The sequence below is a fragment of the Rhodopila sp. genome (assembly GCF_035548235.1).
Classification (GTDB): domain Bacteria; phylum Pseudomonadota; class Alphaproteobacteria; order Acetobacterales; family Acetobacteraceae; genus Rhodopila.
In genome coordinates, this window is record NZ_DASZTJ010000079.1 from 1 (window position 1) to 9,792 (window position 9,792).

Sequence of the window (9,792 nt, forward strand, 5' to 3'; positions counted from 1 at the left end):
CGAATACGGCCGCCCGCATCAAACGTTTCCCAAATAGCAAGGGGCGCCCGCAGGCGCCCCGTTTAGTAGCTGCGCTGACCGTACGTATTCTCCAGCCAACGCTATGCGCACAAAATATGAACCAGCCAGATTGATGTCAAGCGTGTTGATCATCGACGACTTTACGGCGAAACCGCTGAGAACGAGCATTCGCGCCGGGCGCCCCGCGTGTTGGCGCGTGCAGCCCGGCAGGCCCGGGGCCGGTGTTGCAACTGTCAGTGCAGTCCTTCGCAGAAGCGCTGGATGCGGGTCATCGCCTCGCGCAGTTCCTCGGTCGCGTTGGCGTAGCTGATGCGGATATAGCCGGGATAGCAGAAGGCGGCGCCGTGGACGGTGGCGACCCCTTCCTCGTTCAGCAACGCGAGCGCGAAGGCCTCGTCGTCCTTGATCACCGTGCCGCCCTTGGTGGTCTTGCCGATGCAGCCCTGGATCGACGGGTAGACATAGAACGCGCCGTCGGGGCGGCTGCAGTGCACGCCCGGGCACTTGTTCAGGGCGTCCACCACCAGGTCGCGGCGTTCCTCGAACACCTTGCGCATCGCCTCGACCGTGTCCTGCTGGCCGGTCAGGGCCTCCACCGCCGCGGCCTGGGCGATCGAGTTGGGGTTGGAGGTCGACTGGCTCTGCAGCTTGTCCATCGCCTTGATCAGCGGCACCGGGCCGCCGGCGAAGCCGATGCGCCAGCCGGTCATCGCATAGGCCTTGGATACGCCATGCACGGTCAGCGTGCGGTCCTTCAGCCGAGGCTCCACCGCCAGCACCGTCGCGGCCTTGAACCCGCCATAGACCAGGCTGTCATAGATGTCGTCGGTCAGCACCCAGACATGCGGATGGCGCATCAGCACATCCGTCAGCGCCTTCATCTCGTCCTTGCTGTACGCCGCGCCGGTCGGGTTGCACGGGTTGTTCAGCATGAACCAGCGGGTCTTCGGCGTGATCGCGGCTTCCAGGTCCTCGGGCCGCAGCTTGAAGCCGTTGTTCTGGCTGCACGGCACCAGCACCGGCTTGCCGTCCGCGAGCGTCACGATGTCGGGGTAGCTGACCCAGCACGGCGAGGGGATGACCACCTCGTCGCCGGCGTTCAGCGTGCCGACCATGGCGTTGAACAGCACCTGCTTGGCGCCGGTGGAGATGATGATCTCCTCGGGCTTGTATTCGATCCCTTCGTCGCGGGCGAACTTCTGCGTCACCGCCTTGCGCAGCGCCTGGGTGCCGGCGACGTCGGTGTATTTCGTCTCGCCCCGCTCCATGGCCGCGATCGCCGCGTCCTTCACGTTGCGGGGGGTGTCGAAGTCGGGCTCGCCCTGGCTCAGGCTGATGACATTTTTCCCCTCGGCGATCATCTTCCGAGCGACCGTCGAAATGGCGATGGTCAGGCTGGGCTGGATGCGGTCGAGACGTTCGCTGGTGAGGGACATAATGCGTACGGTCCTGGGTTGAAGAGGCGGCGGACCCTACTCAAGCCGGTCGTTCGGAGCAATGGTTTCAAGGTTGGACACTGCCATGTCGAGACGGATCCCATGATGGACCCCCGGACGGATGCGCGCATCCGCCTCGCCGTTCCGGACGACCGGCCCGTGGTGGAGGCGATCGTCGCCGCCGCCTATGCGGTCTATGTCCCCCGCATCGGCAAGCGGCCGGGTCCCATGCTGGACGATTACGGCGCGCTGATCCGGGCGGGAGAGGTCCATGTCCTGGACACGGGCGAAGGGATCGGCGGGATCCTGGTCCTGAAGCGGGAGGACGGGGCGATGCTGCTGGACAATATCGCGGTCGCGCCGGACAGGCAGGGCAGGGGCCTGGGCCGCATCCTCCTGGCCTTCGCCGAGGCTGCCGCCCTGCGGGACGGGTACCGCACGATCCGGCTCTATACGCATGAGGCGATGACGGAAAACATCCGGCTCTATACCCGCATCGGCTACGGGGAGACGCACCGGGCAGAGGAGAAGGGGTTCCAGCGGGTCTACATGAGCAAGCGGCTGAAGGCGTAACGGCCTGCCGGCGGGCTTGGACGGGCGCCGGGACGGGTCGACGCCCGCGTGCCTTCGTATAACATCCCACCCATCGCGACCCCAGGAGACTGACCATGCCTTTCGCCGTGACCGATGACGGTGTCCGCCTGCACTACGAGGAAGCCGGCTCCGGCACGCCGGTCATCTTCGTGCACGAGTTCGCCGGCGATCACCGGTCCTGGGAAACCCAGATGCGGCATTTCTGCCAGCGCTACCGCGCCATCACCTACGGCGCGCGCGGCTACCCGCCGTCGGACGTGCCCGAAGACCCGGCGCGCTACTCCCAGGCCCGCGCCGCCGACGACATCGCCTCGGTGCTGGACCACCTCAAGATCGCCAAGGCGCACGTCGTCGGCCTGTCGATGGGCGGCTTCGCCACGCTGCATTTCGGCTTCCGCCACGCCGACCGCGCGTTGTCGCTGACCGTCGCCGGCTGCGGCTACGGCGCCGAGAAAGGCCAGCGCGACAAGTTCCGCGCCGAGGCGGACGCGATCGCCGCGTTCCTCGACCAGAACGGCATGACGGTCTTCGCCGAGAAATACGCCTATGGTCCCACCCGCGTGCAGTTCGAGAACAAGGACCCGCGCGGCTTCGCCGAATTCAAGCAGCAATTGTCGGAACATTCCGCCCTCGGCGCCCGCAACACCCAGCTTGGCGTGCAGCGGGAGCGGCCGTCGCTCTACGACCTGGTCGATCAGATGAAGGCGCTGACGGTGCCCACCCTGGTCCTGACCGGCGACGAGGACTGGCCCTGCCTGCAGCCGGGCCTGCTGATGAAGCAGACGATCCCCTCGGCGGCGCTGTCGGTGATGCCCAATTGCGGGCACACCATCAACCTGGAAGACCCGGACCAGTTCAATCTTCTGGTTGGAAACTTCATCACCCAGGTCGATGCCGGACGCTGGCCGGCGCGCGATCCGCGGGCGATGGTGGCATCCATTACGGGAATGAAATAGGACGGCTCACGCGGTCGCGGCGACCGTCGCGACCGCGCGCATCAGGTCGTCCGGCAGGAACGGCTTCGCCAGCCACACCACCCGCTCGGGCAATTCCAGCCCCTCCAGGGCCATCTGGCTGCTGACGATCACCACCGGCAGGTCGGGACGCGCCTTGCGGGCCTCGACGATCATTGCCGTTCCGGTCATGCCGGGCATGGCATAGTCCACCACCAGGACGTCGATCGCGGGATCGCCGCGCAGGATCTCCAGCCCGTCATGCGGACGCTCCGCCTCGATCACCCGATGGCCGGCCTCCCGCAGGCCGATCGTCGAGGTGATCTGGACCAGCCGGTCGTGGTCCACCAGCAGGATGCGCAACGCGCGCAGCGTCGGTTCGGCCTGCTCGAACGGCGTGTCGGGCCTGGCCGTCGCCGATCCCCCGCGCGGCAGGTACAGCGCGACGACGGCGCCGCCCTCGGCCCGGTCCTCGATCCGAGCGAGGCCGCCGGCCTGGCGGGCGGTGCCGTAGACCTGGGCGAGGCCGAGGCCGGTGCCGCGGCCAACGTCCTTCGTCGTCATGAACGGCTCGAACACCCGCGCGCGCACGGCGGCGGGAAAGCCGGGGCCGGTGTCCATCACCGCGATCCGAACCCAGTCCGCGTCCTGGCGCAGCTCCGCGGGCAGGCGCCGGTCGCGGGCGGGAATGTTCTCCCCCCGGATCGTGATCGTCCCGCCATCCGGCATCGCGTCGCGCGCGTTGACGGCGAGGTTCACCAGCGCGGCCTCCAGTTGCGGCTTCGGCACGCGCACGCTCCACAGCGGGGCGTCGACCTGCCGCAGCACGGTGACGGCTTTGCCCAGCAAGGGCGGCAGGAAGGCCAGCGTTCCGTCGATGACTTCGGCCGGCTGGATCGCCTCATCCGGCCTGTCGCTGCCGCGGGCGAACAGCAGGATGCCGTTGGTCAGTTCCGCGCCGCGCTGGGCCGCCTGGATGACCATGCTGGTCAGCATCTCCGCCTCCGTCGTCCGGCCCGCCAGGATACGCTGGCGCACCAGGTCCGCGTTGCCGATCACGGCCAGCAGGACGTTGTTGAAATCATGTGCGACCCCGGCGGCGAGCTGACCCAGCGCCTCCAGCTTCGCGGCCTTGGCCAGGATGCGTTCCACCTCGACGCGCGTCGCCTGCTCCTGCGCCGCCAGCCGGGTCGCCTGTTCGGCCTCCGTCGTCCGCCGCAGCACCAGCAGCGCGAGGCTGACCAGCAGGATGGCCGCCGGCACGCCGAACCACAGATGCGGCAGGATCCTGTGCGTGAACCCCAGCAGGATCGCGTGGTGCGTGATGGAGCCCAGGGCGAAGAGCGGCAGGTTGCCGATGCGCTGGAAACGGAAGTCCCGTTGCATGCCATCCAGTTGGGACACCGCCGTGACCGTCCCGCTGGATGCGTTCCGCATCGCCTCGGCGAATCGAACCTGGTTCAGCGACAGCCCCCGGTCGCGCGGCACCGGCGCGCGGGCCAGGATCACGCCGTCGGGCCGGCTGAGCGCCATGGCCGTCCCGGCCGTGGCGTTCGCGACGTTCAGGGCGGTCCATTGGTCTTCCAGGAAGCTCGACCGGATCGAGACCACGAGCGCGCCGGGAAAGCCGTGCCGGGCGCGCAGGATGTCGAAATAGGTCTTCGCATCCGGCTTGCTCGTTTCGCGGCCGCTGATGGTGAATCCGGACGGTCCGGCGGCCTCGGCCGGCCCGGCCGTCTGGTCCGCCCTGATGGAATAGGTGCCGGCGGGATAGGTGCCGGCGCTGACCAGCACGTGGCCGTCGGCGCCGGTGATGGCCAGGTCGCGGACATGCGGCAGGCCTTCCGCCATGTCCGCCAGCTCGCCGTGCAGTTCCTGCTGGCGGGCGGCGATCTGGGCGTCGGACAGGCCGCGTATCAGCCGCTCCATCTCATCGAGGACGACGTCGTCCGTTTCGAACACCCGCGCGGCGTTCTGCACCGCGACCTCGGTCCGGCGCGCCAGCTCGCGGTTGGCGGCGTCCTTGTTGTCCTCCCACAGGAACGTTCCGCCGACGCCAAGCATGACGACCGGGAAAAGACAGGTCGCGGCGATCAGCAGGCGCAGAAGCGGAAGCGGTTGGCCTATCCGTCGTGTTTCCTTCACCATTCGGCTCACGTTGTTACCGAAATGACCGGCGTGCCGGGCGGCCGGTCCCTAGCTCAGGGCGGTTTCGTTGCGAAAGTGTTGATTATGAATCGGGAACAGTCCGTATCCGAACTGGACTGCCTGGGGCCGGGGACCCGGCAGCAGGCGCAGGACGACGGGTACCGCCGCCATCAGGCCGGGGTGGCGGCGCCCGATGGCCTGCATGGCCGACTGGACGGCCTGGATCAGCGCCTCGTCGAATCCGGTCATCGCGGCACCCGGCGACAGCAGCAGCACGCCCGGATGCAGAAGGTTGATGCGCCCTTGTTCCGATTCGATCGCCTCCCGCACGGCGGAGCGCAGGCTGGCCGGATCCCAGGGCCGCCCCCATGGCACCTCGAACCGGTCGAACACCTTGGTCAGCACCGGGACCGACTGCGTCGGGCTGGTGCCCAGGCGCACATGGGCCAGGCGCCCCAGGACCGGCGCGGGAAAGCCGACCCGGTTGCGCTGCTGCAGCAGGCAGTGGGCGGCGGCGAACAGCGCCAGGCCATGGGCGGAGAAGCCGCGATCCCCGGCGGTCGCGACCATCGCCGGAAACAGCGGATGGACCGACCAGGTCGCGACGAAATGGCGGAACCCCGCGACGGTCACGCAGGCGATCGACGTCGCCTGCGACTCCAGGCAGGCCCAGTCGCCGGCCCGCAGCCGTTCGCGCAGGTGCCGGACCGACCAGGCCAGGGCATGCGCGGCGAGGCCGTCCTTGAACGCGGCCGGCGTGTCGGGCAGCGCGGCCCCGGTCAGGCGTTCGAAATCCGCCTGCGCGTCGTCCAGCAGCGCATCGGTGAACGCATAGACGTTGCTGGGCGGCGTGCGCGGGCTGTAGAGGCCGGTGATGCGCTGCACCTCCGCGCGGCTGGCCACGCCGCCGCCGGCCGCCAGGGCGGCGGTGACGGTGCGTACGCCCGGCGTGTCCTCGGCCGCCAGCAGCGGGGCGGGGGGTATGGCGCCGGCGGGCAGGGGCGGGGTCTCGGTGATCGTGCCGCAGGCGCCGCAGCGGATCGTGACGGCCAGGAAGGCCCGCGGGTCGTACGCCTCGATCAGCGCCTGGCCGCATTGGCAGGACAGCGTGTCCGTCCCGCCCCCGGTCAGGGCCGGGTCGGTACCCTCCTGCACGTAATGGGGGGTCATGTCGCGGCGCGGCGACTTACAGCCAGGAAAACAGGTCTGAGAACCAGCCCGATTTCCGTGGCTGGATGATCGGCGTATTGCCGGTGCTGGGGCTTTCCCCCAGGGCGGCGTTCTGCCGGAGGCGCTGGGCTTCCTTCGTCGCATCGACCTGCGCGCCCAGGGTGTCGGGCTTGCGCCAGTACAGCAGCTTGTCGATGAAGCCCTGGTCGGCCTGGGCGTGGGCGGCGTCCTGGTCCACCTGCGCGCGGATATTGGCGGGCGCCGGCCCGATTTCCTGCAGCAGCGCCTCCTGGCCCGGGCTTTCGCCGCCCTGCGGGGCGCCGAGCGCCAATTGCGGCACCAGGGCCTCTTCCGCCTGCTGGCGGGCGCTTTGCTCCTGCGGGCGGGCCGCGCCGGGACGGGGCGGGCGCAGGTTGAAGTCAGGGGGCATCGACAGCGGCGCGCGGGTCGTGACCGTGAACTCGTCCGGCGCGTCGCGGGTCAGGCCGAAGGTGCGGCTGATGTCCTGGCTGCACCCGGTCAGCAACAGGCCACACAGCAGCGGCGCGAACACGGTGACCGGCCTGCGGACAGGGCGTGCGGAAAAGAGGCTCATGTCGATTCTCTTAGCGACGTTCCGCCATCCGCCGCAAGAGCGGCTTGTCGCGTCATGCGCCGACACGCCGCCGGGACGGGATGGCGATGATCATGCCCAGCAGCAGACCGGCGGAAACCGCCCATTGCGCGAAGGAGAACGCATGGGCATAGGCCCGCTCGCCCCCGGCGTCCCCCAGCACGGCGAAGAACAGGCTGCCGATCCCGGCGACGCTGACCGCCGCGCCGACCTGCAGGGCGGAGTTGGTGATGCCGGCCGCGACTCCGGCCTGGGCGGGCGGAACGTCGCCCAGCACGGTGGCGAACAGGCGCGGGAAGGCGATGCCCTGGCCAAGCCCCGCCAGGAAGACGGCGGCGGGCAGCGACGGTCCCTCGATCCCGGCGGCGACCAGCACGCCGATGAGGATATAGAAGGCGACCTGGATGCTCATGCCGATGACCAGCAGGCGGGGACGCAGGGCCACCAGCGGCGCGGTCAGCAGCGGGCCGACGAACAGGCCGACGCCATAGGGCACGATCGCCAGGCCGGTCTGCAGCGGTTCCACGCCGCGGCCTTCCTGCTGATAGAGGCCGAACAGCAGGTAGAAGCTGGTGGTGAAGAAGAACAGCGTCGCCACCAGCACGCCGCGGCGGAAGCTGGGGATGCGGAACAGCGTCAGGTCCACCAGCGGCATCCCGCCCGTGCGGCGCAGCCGTGCCTCCCACGTCAGGAAGGCCCAGACCAGCGGCACGACCGAAGCCAGCGCCGCGAACACCCAGGCGGGCCAGCCCTGCTGCCGTCCCTCGGACAGCGGCACGACGACGGCGGCGAGCGACAGGGTGATCAGCGCCGCGCCCAGCAGGTCGAGCTTCACCGCCCCGCCGCGCCCCGTTTCCGGCACCAGGCGGGCGCCCAGCAGCAGGATCAGCGCGCAGACCGGCAGCGGCAGCAGGAACACGGTGCGCCAGCCCAGGCCGTCCAGGTTCCACTGGATCAGCGCCCCGCCGCTGAACTGGCCGATCGCGCCGGCCATGCCCATCATGATCCCATACGCGTTCATCGCCCGCGCCAGGGCCCGCTCTTCGGGGAACAACGCTCGGATCGAGCCCAGGACCTGCGGCTGGATGATGGCGGCGGAGGCGCCCTGGACGAAGCGGCTGACCAGCAGGACGGGCGCCGAGGGCGCGAGGCCGCAGCCGAGGCTCGCGACCGTGAAGCCGACCAGGCCGGACAGGAAGCAGCGGCGGCGGCCGTACAGGTCGCCCAGCCGGCCGCCGGTGATCAGGAACACCGCATAGGCGCTCGCATACGCCGAGATCACCAGTTGCAGTTCCGCCGGCGAGGCGCCGAGGCTCTCCTGGATCGACGACAGCGCGACGTTGACGATGAAGAAATCCAGCGGCGGCAGGAAACCGCCGGCAAGCAGCACCACCAGCGCCGCCCACGCGCGCGTCATCGGGCGTGCCGTCGGGCGTGCCATCGGGCGCGCGCCTGTTCGATCCGTGGCCACGTTTTCTCCCTGCGACACCCGGGGGTGCCGGTCAGATCCGACACGGCGTCGGATTTTCCTCTGCAGTTAGCAGGCTTGGCGCCCCAGCGTCACCCCGGGCCGTCACCCCGGGCCGTCACCCCGGGCCGTCGTCACCCTGGGCCGTCGTCACCCTGGGCCGTCACCCTGGGCCGTCGTCACCCCGGGGCCGTCGTCACCCCGGGGCCGTCGTCACCCCGGGGCCGGACCGCGATAGGAGATGGCTGGACCGATGCGCGCCGTGGTGGTGGACGGGCCGGAATTCCGCTACGATGGTTGCTTGAACGCAGGGCGGGCTTCGGAACCGCGAGGTTAGCACCACACCGACATGCCGCCACCCCGATCGAACCTGGACCCGGAGGGCCATTACGCCCGGCTCGCGCTGGAGCCGGGCGCGGCACACGACGCCGTGGTGGCGGCGTATCGCGCCAAGGCCCGCGTGCTGCACCCCGACGTGCCCGTGACCGGCGACGCGGCGGCGTTCCTGGCGGTGAAGCAGTCCTATGACGTGCTGTCGGACCGGGAGCGCCGGGCGGCCTACGACCGGGAGGCGCGCGACGCGGCGATGGCCGCGGTCGAGCCTGCGATGTTTCCCGCCCGCCCGGTCCGCCACGTCATGTCGGCATCCATGGCGATGCCCTCGCCGCGCCTGCTGCCGCGGCTGTCGGACCTGCCGCTGATGGTTTGGATCGGGGTCGGGATGCTGCTGACGGTCGGCGTGGTACAGGTCGTGCTGCACCTGCGCGACCAGCCGGTCCGGCCGGTGGCCGACATCCCCGCCACCGCCCAGGCGGTCGCCCCGCTGACCGGCGCGGCGCACCGGGAGGTGCTGTACGGTCCGGCGCCGGAACACCTGCCGGGCACCGCCAACTTCTATGTCACGCCCGGCAGCGGGGAGGTCACGCTGTACCGGCGGCTGCCCGACCAGAAGCTGCAGCCGGTCCGGCGGCTGCCGCCGTTCAGCTCCGTCCAGGTGGTGCGCCTGCTGCGCCAGGAGGGACTGTTCGAGGTCGTCACCGGCGAGCGGTCGACCGGCTTCATCGCGATGTCGCGGCTGACGTCGGGCAACGTCGCGGCCGCGCACGAGGCGTTCTGCGGCTACAACGCCGGGACGCTGCCGCAGGACGGGGAGGTGCTGGACCGCGAAGGCACCGGACACGGGACCCTGGCCGTGGACAACCGTTCGGTGGAACCGGCCGTGCTCCGGCTGCGTTCGGCGGCCGGGACACCGGTCGTGTCGGTGTTCCTCGCCCCCGGCGGCCATGCCGAACTGACGGCGCTGCCGGACGGGAATTACCGGCCGGAATACGCGATCGGAGAGCTATGGAGCCGCGCCTGCAACAGCTTCGCCGCCGGGATGCGGGCCTG

8 protein-coding genes are annotated in these 9,792 nt (G+C 70.1%); 3 read left to right on the forward strand and 5 right to left on the reverse strand.

Annotated features, from left to right (window positions below; all coding sequences use genetic code 11):
* Positions 1 to 254 precede the first annotated feature (254 nt).
* Positions 255 to 1,457 (reverse strand): pyridoxal phosphate-dependent aminotransferase, encoded by a 1,203-nt coding sequence (locus tag VHB27_RS06380; protein ID WP_325598371.1) that lies wholly within the window; start codon positions 1,455 to 1,457, stop codon positions 255 to 257.
* Between the two features lie 102 nt (positions 1,458 to 1,559).
* Here VHB27_RS06380 and VHB27_RS06385 point away from each other — a divergent pair, with 102 nt between their 5' ends.
* Positions 1,560 to 2,030, forward strand: coding sequence for a GNAT family N-acetyltransferase (locus tag VHB27_RS06385; protein WP_325598373.1), 471 nt, complete (start codon positions 1,560 to 1,562; stop codon positions 2,028 to 2,030).
* Positions 2,031 to 2,125: 95 nt separating this feature from the next.
* Positions 2,126 to 3,007, forward strand: a complete 882-nt coding sequence (locus VHB27_RS06390) for an alpha/beta fold hydrolase (protein WP_325598375.1) — start codon at positions 2,126 to 2,128, stop codon at positions 3,005 to 3,007.
* A gap of 6 nt (positions 3,008 to 3,013) precedes the next feature.
* Here the strand turns inward: VHB27_RS06390 and VHB27_RS06395 are convergent, their stop codons facing one another.
* From VHB27_RS06395 to VHB27_RS06410, 4 genes are read right to left on the reverse strand one after another with little or no spacing between them, the layout of a single operon-like run.
* Positions 3,014 to 5,152, reverse strand: a complete 2,139-nt coding sequence (locus VHB27_RS06395; protein WP_325598383.1) for an ATP-binding protein — start codon at positions 5,150 to 5,152, stop codon at positions 3,014 to 3,016.
* 48 nt (positions 5,153 to 5,200) lie between these two features.
* On the reverse strand, positions 5,201 to 6,322 hold the full coding sequence (locus VHB27_RS06400) for a hypothetical protein (protein WP_325598377.1): 1,122 nt from the start codon (positions 6,320 to 6,322) through the stop codon (positions 5,201 to 5,203).
* 16 nt (positions 6,323 to 6,338) lie between these two features.
* The gene (locus VHB27_RS06405; RefSeq protein WP_325598378.1) at positions 6,339 to 6,917 is read right to left on the reverse strand and encodes a DUF3035 domain-containing protein; all 579 of its coding nucleotides are present in this window, start codon (positions 6,915 to 6,917) and stop codon (positions 6,339 to 6,341) included.
* A gap of 52 nt (positions 6,918 to 6,969) precedes the next feature.
* Complete coding sequence (locus VHB27_RS06410; protein WP_325598379.1) at positions 6,970 to 8,376, reverse strand: MFS transporter; 1,407 nt, start codon at positions 8,374 to 8,376, stop codon at positions 6,970 to 6,972.
* Positions 8,377 to 8,752: 376 nt separating this feature from the next.
* Between VHB27_RS06410 and VHB27_RS06415 the strand changes: the two genes are divergently transcribed.
* The coding region (locus tag VHB27_RS06415; RefSeq protein WP_325598381.1) for a J domain-containing protein at positions 8,753 to 9,792 on the forward strand (1,040 nt) is incomplete at its 3' end.